The following is a 16,480-nucleotide window of genomic DNA, read 5'->3' on the forward strand; positions in this document are numbered from 1 at the left end:
TCAAAACCTCAATCAAGCTGCGTTATCTTTCTACAGAACACTCTAACAAGTGCGTTAGTTGTACCACAGTGAGTAGAACCGAACCAAAGGATAGGGGAAATCCTGCCTAATTTCGTAAGGCGTAACTGACCAATTCTAGACCAGAAATAGAAAAGCTTAGCGGTTCCCAGGTTAATGCAGAAGCATTAGATAGCTGCTTATAAGAATTTTCGGTCAACAAGATTTCATTTTGGCGAGCAATGTCTTCACCCAATTTGCTTGCCAGGTTCATTTCACTGCCGTAAAGGTCACTGTCGCCAATGACGAGAGTGGTGCCATAGCCAATCCCGATGCTGGCATGAAGATCTTTATCATCCGGTAAGCCAGTATTCACGGCGGCAAAACCTTTCAAAATATCTATGGCTGCATTCACTGCCATTGTCACCTCTGGAAAGACTGCAAACAAATTATCAGCCTCTTGTTTAATCACCTGTCCTTTGTGGTGGGTGACAATTGGATCAGCGATCGCGGTCATACGATGCACCATCGCCAAAAAGTGAATAATGCCGTGGCGAATCGTCAGCCGCGAAAAACCTGATAGATCTAGCACCAAAATGGCACAATCTTGATCAAAGATTTGATGAATCAGTCTGTCAACCTCCTCCTCCCGCTCGGGATGCTCGATCCGCTCTTGCAGAAGTTGGTGCAATCGAAGATGGTTACTGTCAGTCATAAGAGGGCAGAGCACAGGAGGTATTAGGCTATCGGCAGTAAAGCAAACAATTTATCTATCCACTTATCCAATCCTGCACCCATCTAATCACCCAGCATTGCTCTTTACTGGGTTTTCATTGCTCTTTGCATATCGCGCTGATCATCGCGCCGCTTGATGTCTTCTCGCTTGTCGTGCAGTTTCTTCCCGCGTGCCAGCCCAATCACGATCTTGACCCAGCCACGCTTCATATACATCTTTAAGGGAACTAAGGTCAAACCCTGCTGTTCAACCTTGCCAGTCAGACTCCGAAGTTCATCTCGGTGAAGCAGCAGTTTACGGTTACGGCGGGGATCATGGTTATAAGTTTGCCGGGTTGTGTCGTGGGGAGAAATGTGGACGTTCATTAAAAACGCTTCCCCATCACGAATTAGGGCAAATCCATCCTTAAGACTGACCTTGCCTGCCCGAATTGATTTCACTTCGGTTCCAACTAGCTGAATTCCAGCTTCGTAGGTTTCCAAAATCTCGAATTGAAAGCGGGCATAGCGGTTATCGCTAATAAGTTTGTAGCTGTCGTCCTTATCACTCATGTTCTTATTTTAAGCTGGCACGCTTAATTAATGAATTCTTATCCTTTTATTTCTTTGCTACTTACGGTTTAAGCAATCTCTGACATGTCTCCATATTCGGTAACACGTTCGGCTTCGGTGAGGCTGTCGTCAAGATCTTGAGGACTCCATAGCATTTCAAAAACAATCAGATACAGCGGCTGCATCATCCGAATATTATCAAGTACATCTCGGAGGGCAGAAGCCGAATAAATTTCGCTAAATAGGGGAAGATCGCCTTCTGTGCCCAAGATGAGCGTCACTACGATATAAGCGGGAGTGTCATCAACGCTGGGGGCAACAGGTGATCGCTTGGTAATGACTCCATCAACATTGGTCAAGGTTTCTGTGCTGAATTTACTGCGTTCTCGCAAAGACCAAGCATTAAAAACCTCTTCCGCTTCTTCGTAGGCATTCACTGTTTTAGAGCTTGCTAATACATGACTCCAATATCGGGAGTAATCCAACAGCCCTTGTGCGACTTGTTGTAGCAGGGAAAATAAACCTTCTGGAGTTGCGGTATCTGCGGTTTCGCCCCATTCATTCAATAGCACCTGAAGTCTGCGCGCATCTGACCGTAGGGCTACCTGCAATAGGCTAACTGTCACAACCTCGTTGGTTAACTCTGCGCCATCGGCTCCCTCTAACTGCACCATAACACCCTTTCTACCTTCCTATATGTACCCGTATACCTAGCTAATGTGCCCATTTAGAGGGCTGACTCGTTCAAATAACTATTTAAATTTGACCTGAATTTGAGCTATTTCTGTATGTTCAGTCCAGCTCTTCATAGGTCAAACATCCTGGGCACCTGGGGACTCCACAATAGCTCGGTACTTCATAAAATACCTGAGGTTGAAAATCTGGCCTTTACTTCAAGCAATCTGTCTTAATTTTAGACAACGAAATTTGACGGCGCTCTAAACCTAATGATTATTGATGATTCCTTAATTGCTAATCCTCAATCGTTGATCTCCTTTCCCTTTCCCACTTTTCATACAAGTCAGGGCGGCGATCGCGGGTTCGTTGCTGCTGTTGTTCTTTGCGCCACTGGGCGATCGCCTGATGATTGCCCGATCTCAGTACCTCTGGCACTGCCCACTCGCGAAACACAGGGGGGCGAGTATATTGCGGATAATCCAATAACCCATCCTCAAAACTTTCCAGCTTTAGCGACTCTTCCTTGCCCACGGTTCCTGGCAACAGCCGGATAACGCCATTCAGCATTGTCAACGCTGGAATTTCACCACAGGTCAGCACAAAGTCCCCTAGAGAAACTTCCCGCGTCACTAAATTTAATACCCGTTCATCAACACCCTCATAATGTCCACAAATGATGACTAACTGATCACAATTTGCCGCAAAACCCTGGAACATGCGTTGATGCATGGTTTCCCCTTGAGGCGTCATCATTAGCACCTGTCGCTGGGGCAAAATAGGAAGCGATTCCACCGCCGCAAAAATCGGTTCTGGCTTCATTAACATGCCTACTCCGCCGCCATAAGGCTCGTCATCCACGCGATGATGTTTATCCGTTGTAAAGTCACGAGGATTTGTTAGATGAACCTCAGCAATCTGCTTAGCAAGAGCTTTTCCTAACAGTCCTGAACCTAAAGGAGAAACAAAAAAATCAGGAAACAGGGTCACAATATCAAAGCGCATAGCTGCGAATCCACACTTAGCTTATGATGAGGGGCGGTCGGTCAAGCGCTCTGACTTTAAGTAAAGCTTTGACGGGGGCAAAGCAACGGAGACAAAGAAACATTTTGAATTGATTTAAACTAAGCTTTAATGATCTGTCATGGTGCGTATCTTTTATAAAGATCTTCTGCAAAAAGCCGCCGGAGCTTCTTAGATATATCAAAAGTAGGTCAGACTTGCCCGATCAATTAGCAAGATTAGTGTGTAGATGAGAGCATCAGCATTACCTCGATTATGGTACTCCCTCAACAGAATCAGGGAGCACAAGATGAGTAAAAGTGGTGTCCCTAAGGCAGTTACAAAGCTGTTAGAGCGCCTATTTCATCCTATGACGGGAATTAATGCTGCACCTCGGCTACAGTATCAGTCCCTTGGAGAGGAAATGCCCCAATCTACAAAAACCGCCATCATGATTATCGGTGGAGCCGAGGATAAAGTTCATGGGCGGGAGATTTTGCACAGTTTTTTTGTTCGCTCTGGCTCAACGGATGCCCAAATTGCGATTATTCCTTCTGCTTCTCGTGAACCTGCCGTTATTGGTGAGCGATACCGTGAAATTTTTACGGAGATGGGGGCAAAAGGCATTGAAATTTTAGATATTCAAGATCGCGCTCAGTGCGAAGACCCCATTTTGCAGAGTTATGCCGAAAGCTGTACAGGTGTATTTATGACGGGGGGCGATCAGCTTCGGTTGTGTGGTTTGTTGGCAGATACGCCCTTGATGGAGTTAGTTCGTCAGCGAGCGCAGCGGGGCGAAATTACGCTGGCTGGCACAAGTGCTGGCGCTGCGGTAATGGGGCATTACATGATTGCGGGCGGGGGTAGCGGTGAGTCGCCCAATCGATCGCTGGTCGATATTACAACAGGACTAGGCATTATTCCAGAACTACTGGTTGATCAGCATTTTCATAACCGCAACCGGATGGCACGCCTCATGAGTGCGATCGCCGGACACTCCGATCTTTTTGGTATTGGTATCGATGAAGATACCTGCTCCTTGTTTGAAGGAGATGGACTGCTGCAAGTGATGGGAAAGGGTACAGTGACAGTAATTGATCCGAAAGAACTAACTCACACGAATTTATTCAACATTGGAGCCACCGATCCCCTCAGCATTGGAAATTTGCGAATCCATATTTTAGTTCACGGCGATTGCTTTAATTTGCAGAAGCGCATTCCAATTCATTCTCATTCTGATAACACTTGAAACGGATGCATTAGCGTGATAGAGCTTAGTTCACAGTAACGAGGAATGCAGTGTGGAACAAAGGAGCAGTCGTTAATATCAAGCCTCAAATGACTGATTAAACTTAGCCTTTGGGGTTTAAATGGTTCAACGTGAACAGTTTAGACCCCCACTGCGAAAGAAACTGAATAATTGCTTGTGATCGCAACCTTCATCATTGGATGAATTCTGCCAACATTTACAGCACCAGAGTTGAACTTTTCCGGATAGTGCTATGAAAATACTCAAAATCCAGACATTGCGCGGGCCTAACTACTGGAGCATTCGTCGCCCAAAGCTGGTGGTGATGCGTCTCGCTCTAGAAGAATTGGCGGATAAGCCTTCTAATCTGATTTCGGGTTTCTATGAAGGGTTGACCCAGACGCTTCCTAGCCTAGTGGAACACTTTTGTTCGCCTGGATGCCGGGGTGGTTTCTTAAAGCGTGTGCAGGAAGGCACCATGATGGGGCACATCGTGGAACATGTGGCGCTAGAGTTGCAAGAGCTGGCTGGCATGATCGTTGGCTTTGGGCGAACTCGAGAAACGGATGACTTAGGCACCTATCAGGTGGTGATCGAGTACGTCCATGAGCAGGCAGGACGATATGCGGCGCGAGCGGCTGTGCGTCTTTGCCAGGGAATTATTGACAACGGGATATACTCTCCAGAAGAACTAGAAAAAGATTTGAATGATCTTCGTCAGCTTGCTGCGGATGTTTCTTTGGGACCCAGCACCGAGGCGATCATCAAGGAAGCCGAGGCACGCGGAATTCCCTGGTCTGAACTGGGTGCTCGCCATCTCATTCAGCTAGGTTATGGCATACACCAAAAGCGGATGCAGGCAACGTTGAGTAACTACACCAGCATTTTGGGCGTAGAGCTTGCCAGTGATAAAGAGGGCACCAAAACCGTTCTGCGAAATGCAGGGATCCCCGTACCGCGTGGCACAGTTGTCAACTTTTTTGATGAGCTAGAAGAAGCCATTGAGTATGTGGGCGGCTACCCGATTGTGATTAAACCGCTTGATGGCAACCATGGGCGCGGTATTACCATTGACATTAATTCTTGGGAAGCAGCGATCGCAGCCTACGACGTAGCGAAAGAAGTCTCGCGATCGGTGATTCTAGAACGTTTTTATACAGGGCGAGATCATCGTGTTTTGGTCGTAGACGGCAACGTTGTTGCTGTGGCTGAGCGGATTCCGGCTCACGTAGTGGGAGATGGGGTTCATTCTATTGAAGAATTGATTGAAGAAACCAACAGCGATCCCCGGCGTGGCGAAGGTCACGATAACGTGCTGACCAAAATCGAACTCGATCGCACGAGTTGGCAACTGTTAGAGAAACAGGGCTACACCGTGGAAACTATCTTAGAAAAAGATGAGGTATTCTACCTGCGAGCAACTGCAAACCTGAGTACGGGCGGTAGTTCGGTTGATCGCACGGATGACATCCATCCCGAAAATCTATGGATTGCCAAACGGGCTGCTAAAACCATCGGTCTAGACATTGCCGGCATTGATATAGTTACCCCAGACATTACCCGTCCCCTGCGCGAGGTCGATGGTGTGATCGTCGAAATTAATGCAGCTCCTGGTTTCCGGATGCACGTTTGTCCGAGTGAAGGCATTCCTCGCAACGTTGCAGCACCTGTGCTAAACATGCTCTTTCCACCGGGTACTCCTAGCCGCGTGCCCATTATTGCCCTTACCGGAACTAACGGCAAAACGACCACCACGCGCTTGATTGCCCATATTTTTCGGCAAACGGGGCAAGTGGTTGGTTACACCACGACAGACGGCACCTATATCGGCGATTACGTGGCAGAACTCGGCGACAATACTGGACCGCAAAGCGCCCAACTGATTTTGCAAGACCCCACAGTGGAGGTGGCAATTTTGGAAAGTGCGCGGGGTGGCATTTTGCGCTCTGGTCTAGGTTTTAATACTTGCGACGTGGGCGTGGTATTGAATGTTGCTGCTGATCACCTAGGACTGGGCGATATTAACACCATTGAGCAGATGGCGCGGGTGAAGAGTGTTGTGGCTGAAACCGTGATGCCTAACGGCTACGCAGTACTCAACGCAGATGATCCACTCGTCGCAGAGATGGCCCGCCGGGTCAACGCTCAGGTTGCCTACTTCTCTATGAATCCTGACAATGAGCTAATTAAAGCTCACACTCAAAAAGGTGGATTGGCAGCAGTTCATGAAAATGGATACTTGTCGATTTTGAAGGGTGATTGGACGCTGCGGATTGAACCGGCTGAAAATGTGCCCTTGACTTTGGCGGGGCGGGCACCGTTCATGATTGCCAATGCGCTGGCAGCTAGTTTGGCGGCATTTGCTCAAGGCGTAGACATTAAAGACATCCGAGCGGCGCTGCTCACCTTCCGTGCCTCTGCTGAACAAACACCGGGTCGCATGAACTTATTCAATCTGGGCACCTACCATGCCTTGGTGGATTATGCTCACAATGCCCACAGCTACGAGGCGCTTGGAGGGTTTGTGCGTAATTGGCCTGGCGAACGCATTGGCGTAGTGGGAGGACCGGGCGATCGCCGTGATGAAGATTTCGTCACCCTAGGCACTCTGTCGGCTGGTATGTTCGATCGCATCATCATTAAAGAAGACGATGATGCCCGTGGGCGACCCCGTGGCGATGCTGCCCGTTGGATTGCGCGAGGATTACAGCAAGCAAAGCCCAATTGCCTCTATGAGATAGTCCTAGACGAGGTTACCGCCATTCAAACGGCGCTAGATAATGCTCCGTTAAACAGTCTGGTGGTCATCTTGCCGGAAAGTGTTGATCGAGCAATCAAACTGATTGAAGTCCGCAAACCCATTGCTGAACCAGAGTTAGCTACCAGCACGATTGAAACCTCGGCTTCCTCAGTAGATTCTGAACAAACTGAAGTGGTGAAAGGTACCGAAGTTTCAGCTCAAGCATCCTTCATTACCCAACGGGTAGAGTAGGCGCGAGCAGTGTGTAAACATCGGTTATACCTCAAGAACGTTGATCTTTTTTAGACCCATAACCACCACCACCAGGAGTCTCAATCACAAATACATCGTTAGCCTGCATTTGGGCTGCTGCCGTGCTGCCTAAATTTTCAATCGTGCCATCGTGGCGCTGAATCCAATTGCGTCCAACTGCTCCTGGTTCCCCTCCATTCATGCCAAAGGGGGGCACAGCTCGATGTCCTGATAGAATTGCTGCCGTCATCGGTTCTCGAAATTTGAGCCGTCGCACTACGCCATCACCGCCGTGATATTTTCCCTCGCCGCCACTGTGGAGACGAAGGGAAAATTCTTCTAGCAGCACCGGAAAGCGCCATTCCAGAACCTCCGGATCGGTGAGGCGGGAGTTGGTCATGTGGGTTTGCACAGCATCCGCACCATCAAAGGTTGCGCCAGCGCCCAATCCGCCACAAATGGTTTCGTAGTATTGGTAGCGCTGATTGCCAAAGGTGAAATTATTCATTGTGCCTTGGGCTGCCGCCATTACGCCCAGCGCTCCATACAGTGCATTGGTGACCACCTGGGAGGTTTCCACATTACCTGCAACCACCGCACCAGGGTAGCGAGGATTGAGCAGGCAACCTGCGGGGACGATGATATCCAGGGGCTTCAGGCATCCAGCATTCAAGGGAATATCATCTTCAACCAGGGTGCGAAAGACGTAGAGGACAGCAGCTTTGCAGACTGCTAGCGGCGCGTTGAAGTTATTGGGCTGTTGGGGCGAGGTGCCTGTGAAATCGATTTTGGCGCTGCGAGAGGCTGGGTCGATCGCGATCGCTACCTGGATTTTGCACCCATTATCCATCGTGACTGTGAAAGCGCGATCCGTTGCATCTTGACCCAAGGCATCAATCACCCGCCGCACCGCAACTTCAGCGTTGTCCTGAACATGCTGCATGTATGCCTGCACTGTCTCCAAGCCAAAATGCTGCACCATTGCCTGCAACTCCTGCACGCCTTTGGCATTGGCGGCAACCTGCGCCTTTAAGTCTGCCAAGTTTTGCGCTGGATTGCGAACGGGATGCTCGCCAGCAGTCAACAGTTCCATCAACTCAGCTTCCCGGAAATTGCCTTGATCGATCAGCTTGAAATGATCAATCAGTACCCCCTCCTGGGTAATCGATACGCTATTGGGAGGCATGGAACCTGGCGTAATACCTCCAATATCGGCATGGTGTCCCCGGGAAGCAACGAAGAATTGGGGACTCATTCCGATCCCCTCTAAAAAAACGGGAGTGATCACCGTTACATCTGGCAAATGGGTGCCGCCATTGTAGGGATTATTCAATAGGTAGACATCGCCGGAGGACAAAGCATCGCCGCGATTCCCTTTGGGATCGTGGAACGAATCGCGCATCAGGCTTTGCACACTTTCGCCCATGGAACCGAGATGCACCGGAATGTGGGGCGCATTGGCGATCAGTTGTCCGTTCTGGTCAAAGACGGCGCAGGAGAAATCAAGTCGCTCTTTGATGTTGACCGAGTAGCTGGTATTTTGCAGCGTCACGCCCATATGCTCAGCGATCGCCATAAACAGATGATTGAAAATTTCCAGCAGAACTGGATCGGGCTTTGAAATGGGAGATTGGAGATTGGAGATTGGAGTTTTGATTGGCTGAATGCAGGTCAAGATTAATCCTCCGTGCTCCGTCACTGCTGCCTGCCAGCCCGGTTCTATGACGTTGGTGCCAGTAGCTTCCAGGATGAGAGCAGGTGCAGCAATGATATCGCCGGGACACAGGAGATCGCGCTGATACAGAGGCACAGGTTGCCAACCGCCGGAAACGTACATAGGGCGAGTGGAGATCGACTGCAAAGGTTCCGTGCGGGACGGTTTGGACATCTGTTCATCTAACCCTGCCACACTGCCCACCATTTCGACGGAGAGCGCTTCGACGATTAAAGGTTTCTGGGCAATGAAGCCGTAGCGCTGACGATGAGCCGCTTCAAATCGGGTCGTCATTTCAGCAATACTGCCATATTTCACAATCAAGGCAGAATCCGTACCTTCATAGCGCAGATGGGCTTTGGCTGACGCGTGAAGGGCTGCTGCAAGGGTGGAATTTTGGCGGATTAGTTCGGTGGTTGCCGTAGCGGTGAGATGGGCGATCGCGGCTTCTAGATCGGGCACCGCTTCGGTCAAAGGAGTTTCAATAGACTGTTCGCGGATGACGCTTTGGTTTGCTAAGCCCATGCCGTAGGCAGATAAAACTCCGGCGTAGGGATGAATGAAAATTTGTTGGATGCCCAAAGTTTGGGCGATCGCGCAGGCATGTTGTCCCCCTGCGCCGCCAAAACAGCACAATGTGTACTCTGTGATGTCGTAGCCACGCTGCACCGAGATTTTTTTGATGGCATTTGCCATTTTTTCCACGGCGATCGCCAAAAAACCTTCCGCCACCTGTTCGGGCGATCGTGGGTCGTCCGTTGCCTGGTGAATTTCCGCTGTCAATTCTGCAAATTTGCGCTGCACCACTTCCGCATCCAGCGGCAAGTTTCCTTCCACTCCAAATATCTTTGGAAAGAACTCTGGCTGCACCCGCCCCAGCATCACATTACAATCCGTGACTGTCAGCGGTCCGCCCTTGCGATAGCAGGCAGGACCCGGATTTGCCCCCGCCGACTCGGGACTGACGCGGTAGCGCGCCCCATCAAACAGCAGAATGGAACCGCCCCCCGCTGCTACCGTGTGGATTGACATCATCGGTGCCCTCAGCCGCACTCCTGCCACTTCCGTTTCAAAGGTGCGTTCATACTCCCCGGCATAGTGCGCCACGTCCGTTGAAGTGCCGCCCATATCAAAGGTGATGATTTTCTCCAGCCCTGCTTGTTTGCAGGTTTGCACCGCGCCCACCACCCCGCCAGCCGGACCCGACAAAATGCTGTCCTTCCCTTGAAATGATTGGGCATCGGTTAAGCCGCCATTGGATTGCATGAAAAAGAGGCGAGGGGAGATTGCTTCTTGCCCTTTGCCTGTTACCTCCTGCCCCTTGCCTAACTCTGCCGCCACTTGCTCAACGTAGCGCCGTAAAATGGGCGACAAGTAAGCATCAACGACGGTGGTGTCGCCGCGACTGACCAGCTTCATCAGGGGGCTAACCTGATGGGAAACAGAGATTTGGGTAAAGCCGATCGCCTTGGCGATTGCTGCGACTTGCTGCTCATGCAGGGGATAGCGGTAGCCGTGCAACAACGCGATCGCGCAAGAACGAATGCCGCCGTCATAAGCAGCTTGCAGCGATGCGATCAACTGCGTCTCTGCCTCAGCAGTAATGGCAACGAGTTCCTCACCTTGGGCGCTGTAGCGTTCATCCACTTCAATCACCTGCTCATACAGCATTTCGGGCAGAAAGATCTGCAAAGCGAAAATGTTGGGGCGATGTTGGTAGCCGATCTGCAACACATCCCGAAAGCCTTTAGTCGTGATAAATAGGACGCGATCGCCCTTGCGTTCCAGCAGCGCATTCGTCGCCACCGTCGTTCCCATTTTGATCGCCTCAATCTGCTCTGTTGGAATAGGCTCATTCGCAGATATGCCCAAAATCTCGCGAATGCCCTGAATAGCGGCATCCTGATAGCGTGGATTGTCAGATAGCAGCTTGTGTACCGAAAGTGAACCATTGGGATGCCGCGCCACAATGTCGGTGAAGGTGCCGCCGCGATCAATCCAAAATTGCCACTTCAAAGTCTCAGCAGTCATATTCAGCAGTGATCCACAAAAAGAACGAAAAGGTTAAATTGATAGCAGATGTCAGGTGCAGGGTTAAGTCTTCCACTTGCTTTGAAAATCACTGGGTTGGCTGGTTAGCAACTCATCATCACTCAGTTCTTGCAGCCCTTCAAACAAGAACACTTCTCTAGCTCCAGCTTGACTGGCAAGACTCAATAATAGCTGGCGCTCAATTGAGGTTAATCCTCCCTCCAACTCTCGCAGAGAATGCACAATCACAGAAGGCGCAAAGAACAACTGACGATTAAATGCCTGTTGCAAGAAATAAACTAGCGTGGCGACGGCAATCTCCAAGTCGTCAATGACTAACCTAGGGTGATCAAATGCATTCTGCGGCGCTGTATCTGTAACCTGTGAAGATGAAAAGGAACGCGCCTCTCGTCCAACTGCAACCACTTTTTTCTTGCCAGTGCGATCGAGTTGCACCACTACTTCAGTTGAATTTTCATAGTGCTTGGCTGGCTTCCCCTGTCTAATAACCCGCACAGATAGCCAATTACGCCGGATGCGGACACAGGTTGTGGAGTTGCCGGTTAGCCAGTTCATCATAGGTTTGCAAGATACAGGTCATGGAACAGAGCGTGATTTGAATCACTAGGAGAATCAGGAACAATCACACCTGAGAAGGGGCATTTATCACCTGTCATAGCTTGGAATAACAGGATACTTAAAAGTGTCGAAGCCCCTAGTTGAGTCTCTGCCATGAACGCCCCCACTTTAACTGCCACACCCCTAGAAGAGATTGTCGAACGGATTTTAGCGACCCGTCAAATTACCCGTGTGGATCAACATTCACTGCTGACACTGAGTAATTTAAACGCTAAAGAAAAACTACTGATTAATCGCCTGTTCGATCGCTTACGGTCGGGATTGCTCAAGGTTGTGGATTAATTTAGAAGCCAGCCGCTATTCCTTCTCCACGCGGATCGGCAGCTCCTTCTAACCAACCATCCCTACTGCGGAGAATGATAGTCGGATTGCCCCAGCCCGCTTGCTCCTCAATTGTGTGCCCACGACGGCGCAACTCTGTCAACGTCAGTGTGTCGAACCCATTTTTTTCTACCATTAGCTTGTCAGGTAGCCATTGGTGATGCAGTCGCGGAGCCGACACTGCACTGCGAGCATCCATGTCGTATACCAGCACGTTTAGCACAATCTGCAAAATAGTTGTGATGATCGTGCTGCCGCCCGGTGCCCCCGCAACCAGGCGGATCTGCCCATTTTCCGTGACGATGGTGGGAGTCATGCTAGAAAGAGGCGTTTTCCGCGGGGCGATCGCGTTTGCTGTGCCACCCACTAATCCGAATGCGTTGGGTATATTGGGCGCGATCGCAAAATCATCCATTTCGTTGTTCAACACAATGCCTGTACCTGCTGCAACCACCCGTGCGCCAAAGCCCAGGTTTACGGTAAAAGTCAGACTGACGGCATTCCCCGCTTGATCCACTACGCTTAAGTGGCTAGTGTCTGCCGATTCCTTGCCCGACAGGCGCTGTAGCAACGCTGGATCGGCAGGTTTCACTTGGCTGGATAGTCGTGCCTTGCTCAGGTCAATTTCTAGACGGCGTTGCGCGGCATAAGCAGGGCTAATCAGGGCAGCCGTGGGCACCTTCACAAAATCTGGATCGCCAAGGTACTGAGCGCGATCGGCATAGGCAATTCGCATACTTTCGATCATCCAGTGCAGCACATCGGGATGATGCCAGCCTAGAGCTTTGAGATTAGCGCCGCTAATAGCGTTCCCGCTAGAGCTTTCAAGAGTGCCACTGAGCAAGTTCAGCATTTGCAGCAGATGCACTCCACCGGAAGATGGCGGCGGCATGGAGCAGACTCGCACTGTTTGAAAATTGCCGCAAACGGGAGTCCGCCAAATTGGGCGATACTGCTGTAAATCTTGTTGGGTGATGATGCCGCCATTGGCTGCCATGTCTTGGGCGATCGCGCTGGCAATGCTGCCTGTGTAAAAACTGCCCGGCCCTTGGGCGATCGCGCCTAACGTTTTAGCTAAATCGGTTTGAATCAGCGTCTCACCAATTGCAGGCGGCTTTCCTGATGGCAGAAAAATTTGCCGAGTTGCTGGATTGGTTTGCAAGGCTGGATAACGGGCGATCGCGGCTGATAGCTTGGGAGTTACCACAAAGCCCTTGGTTGCGAGGGCGATCGCCGGTTGCACCACGGTTTTCCAGGGCAGCTTGCCATACTGGCGATGCACTTCAGCCAATCCTGCCACCGTTCCCGGAACTCCCACTGCCAGATAGCCTTCCGTGCTGGCTTTGGGGAGCGGCTTTCCAGATGCATCTAAATACATTTTTGCAGTAGCCGCCAAGGGTGCCCGTTCCCGAAAATCGAGTGCTTTAATCTCGCCAGTTTTGCCCACCCGCAGCAACAAAAAACCGCCGCCACCCAGTCCCGCTGAGTAAGGTTCCACTACAGAAATAGCAAAGGTCGTCGCCACGGCTGCATCCATGGCATTGCCGCCTTGCTGCAACATCGCCAATCCGGCTTGGCTTGCGAGGGGATGAGCCGCCACCACCATTCCTTGCTTGGCTCGATTGAGCGCTATGGTTTGCGCTAGCCCAACGGATGGCATTAAGCCAATGAAAACTGCTGAAATCACTTGAAAGACTGGGACAAGGCGCATAACCATCACTAAACTGGATTGCTCAATAGACTATCTATCCAAGTTACGCTATTGAACTTCTTGTGATGACTATAAACTTCTAAATTCTCAAACCTGCCGAAGTGGGGATCAGCAGAGTAAAAGGAAGTGCGGGTGTTCATACCCTCAGCCCCACCAATGCCGCCTGACTCAAGCAAACTTGCATCTTGTATGAGCCGGAACAGATTATTAGAAAAGTAATTGCAAGATCATCTTTTCTAGGATCTACTAACTGACTTTGCTAAATGGAAGATACAGCACATGAGGCTTGCGTTTGCTAACAGGCTCTTGCTTACCAAGTTTTTGCTGCTGATATTGCAGCCAACTTAGCGTATCGGTTTGACCAGGATAATACTTCTGAACGAAATCAATAAAGTCCTCAATCGTGCAAGGCTTTTGGCATCCGCCCATATGATTAAGGTGAAATTGATCATGAACTTCGCAGACTATTGTGATTAAGTTATCCTCCATATCTGCCAAAAGTGGATATTCATTTTGGGAGTATAGATGATGGGCTGTCAATTTTAATTGATTGACCTTGTTACTTTTTTGTCCAGTAAGCTGACAAGTCTTTTTATCTCGTCTTTTAGCATTATTCTTAGCAGTTGCAATCTTTTCTTCGCGCTTTTTAATTTGGCCGATGATATTATCAACTTCAGACTTAATAACTTCACCAACGTCTTTACATTCTTCCTTACGGTTTTTCTTGGTTTGGCACTCATGAAAAGATTGCGAAAGCCTGTAAATCCCTTCTAACGAAAAGCGTTCACCACTTCCATCTAAAAAATCTTCAAAATGTTGACCTTTAGTAAGTGGAAACTTGGTTTTCTGAGTATGTTCAGCCATCTTTTTAAGATAGTCAGAGCGCGTTCCAAAGATTGCTACTACATCAGATCGTGAAATCCAAAATTGGTCGCTACGCTTAACTAGAGATGAGGAATTTTCAAAAACTTTGCGTCTAATAAAGCTCTGACGAATTTTTTCTTTAGTATGGAAAATCCATTCGCTGAGAAGATCCCAAAATCCTGGCTTTTTAGTTGCCTCTAGATAACGCGCAATGGCGTAAGCTCCAGACTCCGTATACTCGCGAAGTCCAGTAGAGGCAATAACAACTTTATAGTCTTTTCCTTCAAGCAGTTCCCATTCATCATCTGCATCTGCATCGAAATGTGTCTCAATATTAATCAAGTCTTGATCTGTGATGTTGAGTGTCTTAATCAGTTCTTTGCTGGTAATGTAAACTTTTGCCATGGTTAAAACTTGTAGGTAAGACTTTTATAGAAAACAGTCAAGCGATCGAATACTTCTGCATCCCCTGTAGATGAAGTATCTGGGTGGTAAATTTTACTCAGTTGGTGATAGGCAGACTTGATATCCTCAGTGCTAGAAGTTTTTGGATCTAATCCAAAAGTTCGCCAAGGCATGTCGTATTTAAAGATGTTGATTCCATTAATGCAGCCATGTCCCTTTTCATTGGCTTCGTTGGGTAGAACATCAATAAACTTGCGATATAACATTTCCCAACCTGCGTTCTTGCTTAAATCAAGTTTGCCCATGCTGGATGTAGCCAATTGAAAACCACTCGATTTTTTAAGTTCTTTTATGTCTTTTACATCGAAGTGTTTACAGACAGCTTCTTTAAGTTGTTTGCCAGTAAGAGGTTTTGGCTTAGGATCTTTCTTTTTGAAATTTACAATAGTAAAGTCTGCAAATTTCTCAAGTACATCTGCACTTATTCCGTGAGTTTTTGCAAGTAAGGCAATTTCATCCTGCAATAACTTGTTCAGGATTGTTTGAGGCATATGCACTCCTATGTCGCTAATATTTTTCGCTACCATTTAGGGCTATAAACAAAGTTAAGTGCTTAATCTTTTCAATCTTTCGTTAGAGTTCCCACAATTTCCGGCAGTCACCAGGAGCAAAAGTTTAATCTTTATAAACCAGTCCAGGATTAAAGTTTTGCCAAAGCGTTAATAAAATTTCTCTTTTTAGTCATGCTGATAACAATAAAAACGTTCTCAACACCCACTGTTTTTTGTTTGTACTGTAGCGTTGAATAACTTGGTAGATAAGAGTCCACCTTTAAAGCGCGGGTTTAAACGTTAATAAGGATGCATCAGTCAAACTTGATTGCATCCTTACAATTCAAAGTATATTTTTTGCGAAACAAAGCTAAGCCAAATTAACAACCAACATCCATACGGCTAATCAGGTCGCTGCGTACCCAACCTTGAGCGCCAGAGGGAAACTGGACAAAGTGCCAAACATAGCCGTCTTTTGTGTTTTTGTTTTCCAACAGTTGCACCACATCGCCTTGCAATCCGTAATGAGGAGAGGTGGCTGAAGTCGATGGATTTGCCCGAACGTTGATGCGATCGCCTGTCTTGCCTGCCAACACACCATACTCCGCCATCCCTTCTGTATATCTAACAAAATCGCCGCGCACCCAGCCTTTGGCACCCGAAGAAAATTGCACATAGTTCCACATCGAGCGATCGCTTCCCCGCATTGAGCGCACCACTTCCACGCGATCACCGGCTACCCCATAATGGGCACGAGAAGACGCGATCGTTGGCGCAGAGCGAACATTGATGCGGCTACCAGCATCTTGAGCCACTAGCGTAGCGGGGCGGGCAAACGAAGGTAGAGCAACAGCGAGGGTTGTGAAGCTAGCAGCAACAGCAGCGATCAAAACGGAAAGGGGTTTCATAGTGACGACCTTTTGAAATCAGTAAAGAGGACTATCCTTTACTACAGGTCGTTCTGAGGTTTTTCCAAAAAGTCAACCCAGGCTTTTTCATACCGAATGAGCCAAGATGCAACCCCCAGATATAAAGGTATCCG

Annotated in this window: 13 protein-coding genes; 3 read left to right on the forward strand and 10 right to left on the reverse strand. The window is 48.9% G+C overall.

Annotated elements, in window-relative coordinates; all coding sequences use genetic code 11:
• Nucleotides 1–106: 106 nt before the first annotated feature.
• From JOY44_RS15480 to trmD, 4 genes are all read right to left on the reverse strand, one after another.
• Nucleotides 107–712 (reverse strand): adenylate/guanylate cyclase domain-containing protein, encoded by a 606-nt coding sequence (locus tag JOY44_RS15480; protein ID WP_171574553.1) that lies wholly within the window; start codon nucleotides 710–712, stop codon nucleotides 107–109.
• 104 nt (nucleotides 713–816) lie between these two features.
• Complete coding sequence (smpB, locus tag JOY44_RS15485; RefSeq protein WP_171574554.1) at nucleotides 817–1,284, reverse strand: SsrA-binding protein SmpB; 468 nt, start codon at nucleotides 1,282–1,284, stop codon at nucleotides 817–819.
• Between the two features lie 68 nt (nucleotides 1,285–1,352).
• Nucleotides 1,353–1,958, reverse strand: a complete 606-nt coding sequence (locus JOY44_RS15490; protein ID WP_171574555.1) for a DUF1517 domain-containing protein — start codon at nucleotides 1,956–1,958, stop codon at nucleotides 1,353–1,355.
• Between the two features lie 298 nt (nucleotides 1,959–2,256).
• The gene (gene trmD, locus JOY44_RS15495; protein ID WP_171574556.1) at nucleotides 2,257–2,964 is read right to left on the reverse strand and encodes a tRNA (guanosine(37)-N1)-methyltransferase TrmD; all 708 of its coding nucleotides are present in this window, start codon (nucleotides 2,962–2,964) and stop codon (nucleotides 2,257–2,259) included.
• Nucleotides 2,965–3,271: 307 nt separating this feature from the next.
• Here trmD and JOY44_RS15500 point away from each other — a divergent pair, with 307 nt between their 5' ends.
• Nucleotides 3,272–4,210: a cyanophycinase gene (locus JOY44_RS15500; protein ID WP_171574557.1), complete on the forward strand. Its 939-nt coding sequence runs from the start codon at nucleotides 3,272–3,274 to the stop codon at nucleotides 4,208–4,210.
• A gap of 253 nt (nucleotides 4,211–4,463) precedes the next feature.
• The gene (gene cphA / locus JOY44_RS15505; protein ID WP_171574558.1) at nucleotides 4,464–7,202 is read left to right on the forward strand and encodes a cyanophycin synthetase; all 2,739 of its coding nucleotides are present in this window, start codon (nucleotides 4,464–4,466) and stop codon (nucleotides 7,200–7,202) included.
• 31 nt (nucleotides 7,203–7,233) lie between these two features.
• On the opposite strand, the gene JOY44_RS15510 is transcribed toward cphA, so the two are convergent.
• Complete coding sequence (locus JOY44_RS15510) at nucleotides 7,234–10,947, reverse strand: hydantoinase B/oxoprolinase family protein (RefSeq protein WP_171574559.1); 3,714 nt, start codon at nucleotides 10,945–10,947, stop codon at nucleotides 7,234–7,236.
• Between the two features lie 63 nt (nucleotides 10,948–11,010).
• Nucleotides 11,011–11,526, reverse strand: a complete 516-nt coding sequence (locus tag JOY44_RS15515; RefSeq protein ID WP_171574560.1) for a rod shape-determining protein — start codon at nucleotides 11,524–11,526, stop codon at nucleotides 11,011–11,013.
• Nucleotides 11,527–11,679: 153 nt separating this feature from the next.
• On the opposite strand from JOY44_RS15515, the gene JOY44_RS15520 reads away from it, so the two are divergent.
• The gene (locus tag JOY44_RS15520; RefSeq protein ID WP_171574561.1) at nucleotides 11,680–11,868 is read left to right on the forward strand and encodes a hypothetical protein; all 189 of its coding nucleotides are present in this window, start codon (nucleotides 11,680–11,682) and stop codon (nucleotides 11,866–11,868) included.
• A gap of 1 nt (nucleotide 11,869) precedes the next feature.
• Here JOY44_RS15520 and ggt read toward each other — a convergent pair whose 3' ends face one another.
• From ggt to JOY44_RS15540, 4 genes are all read right to left on the reverse strand, one after another.
• The gene (gene ggt, locus JOY44_RS15525; RefSeq protein ID WP_171576025.1) at nucleotides 11,870–13,618 is read right to left on the reverse strand and encodes a gamma-glutamyltransferase; all 1,749 of its coding nucleotides are present in this window, start codon (nucleotides 13,616–13,618) and stop codon (nucleotides 11,870–11,872) included.
• A gap of 246 nt (nucleotides 13,619–13,864) precedes the next feature.
• Nucleotides 13,865–14,887, reverse strand: coding sequence for a hypothetical protein (locus JOY44_RS15530; RefSeq protein ID WP_171574562.1), 1,023 nt, complete (start codon nucleotides 14,885–14,887; stop codon nucleotides 13,865–13,867).
• Nucleotides 14,888–14,889: 2 nt separating this feature from the next.
• Nucleotides 14,890–15,438 carry a DnaJ domain-containing protein gene (locus tag JOY44_RS15535; protein WP_171576026.1) on the reverse strand — a complete coding sequence of 183 codons (549 nt, stop codon included), beginning with the start codon at nucleotides 15,436–15,438 and terminating at the stop codon, nucleotides 14,890–14,892.
• Between the two features lie 380 nt (nucleotides 15,439–15,818).
• Entirely contained in the window at nucleotides 15,819–16,346 is a 528-nt protein-coding gene (locus tag JOY44_RS15540; RefSeq protein ID WP_197985470.1) for an SH3 domain-containing protein, read from the reverse strand.
• Nucleotides 16,347–16,480 lie beyond the last annotated feature (134 nt).

Origin of the sequence: Leptolyngbya sp. Cla-17 (assembly GCF_016807185.1) — a bacterium.
Classification (GTDB): Bacteria; Cyanobacteriota; Cyanobacteriia; order Leptolyngbyales; family Leptolyngbyaceae; genus ULC077BIN1.

What these genes read in the sequence shown, in the direction of transcription:
- JOY44_RS15490 (WP_171574555.1), bottom strand. Translation starts at nt 1,958, where the DNA reads ATGGTGCAGTTAGAGGGAGCCGATGGCGCAGAGTTAACCAACGAGGTT.
- JOY44_RS15540 (WP_197985470.1), bottom strand. Translation starts at nt 16,346, where the DNA reads ATGAAACCCCTTTCCGTTTTGATCGCTGCTGTTGCTGCTAGCTTCACA.
- JOY44_RS15535 (WP_171576026.1), bottom strand. Translation starts at nt 15,438, where the DNA reads ATGCCTCAAACAATCCTGAACAAGTTATTGCAGGATGAAATTGCCTTA.
- JOY44_RS15515 (WP_171574560.1), bottom strand. Translation starts at nt 11,526, where the DNA reads ATGATGAACTGGCTAACCGGCAACTCCACAACCTGTGTCCGCATCCGG.
- ggt (WP_171576025.1), bottom strand. Translation starts at nt 13,618, where the DNA reads ATGCGCCTTGTCCCAGTCTTTCAAGTGATTTCAGCAGTTTTCATTGGC.
- trmD (WP_171574556.1), bottom strand. Translation starts at nt 2,964, where the DNA reads ATGCGCTTTGATATTGTGACCCTGTTTCCTGATTTTTTTGTTTCTCCT.
- JOY44_RS15530 (WP_171574562.1), bottom strand. Translation starts at nt 14,887, where the DNA reads ATGGCAAAAGTTTACATTACCAGCAAAGAACTGATTAAGACACTCAAC.
- JOY44_RS15480 (WP_171574553.1), bottom strand. Translation starts at nt 712, where the DNA reads ATGACTGACAGTAACCATCTTCGATTGCACCAACTTCTGCAAGAGCGG.
- JOY44_RS15500 (WP_171574557.1), top strand. Translation starts at nt 3,272, where the DNA reads ATGAGTAAAAGTGGTGTCCCTAAGGCAGTTACAAAGCTGTTAGAGCGC.
- cphA (WP_171574558.1), top strand. Translation starts at nt 4,464, where the DNA reads ATGAAAATACTCAAAATCCAGACATTGCGCGGGCCTAACTACTGGAGC.
- smpB (WP_171574554.1), bottom strand. Translation starts at nt 1,284, where the DNA reads ATGAGTGATAAGGACGACAGCTACAAACTTATTAGCGATAACCGCTAT.
- JOY44_RS15510 (WP_171574559.1), bottom strand. Translation starts at nt 10,947, where the DNA reads ATGACTGCTGAGACTTTGAAGTGGCAATTTTGGATTGATCGCGGCGGC.
- JOY44_RS15520 (WP_171574561.1), top strand. Translation starts at nt 11,680, where the DNA reads ATGAACGCCCCCACTTTAACTGCCACACCCCTAGAAGAGATTGTCGAA.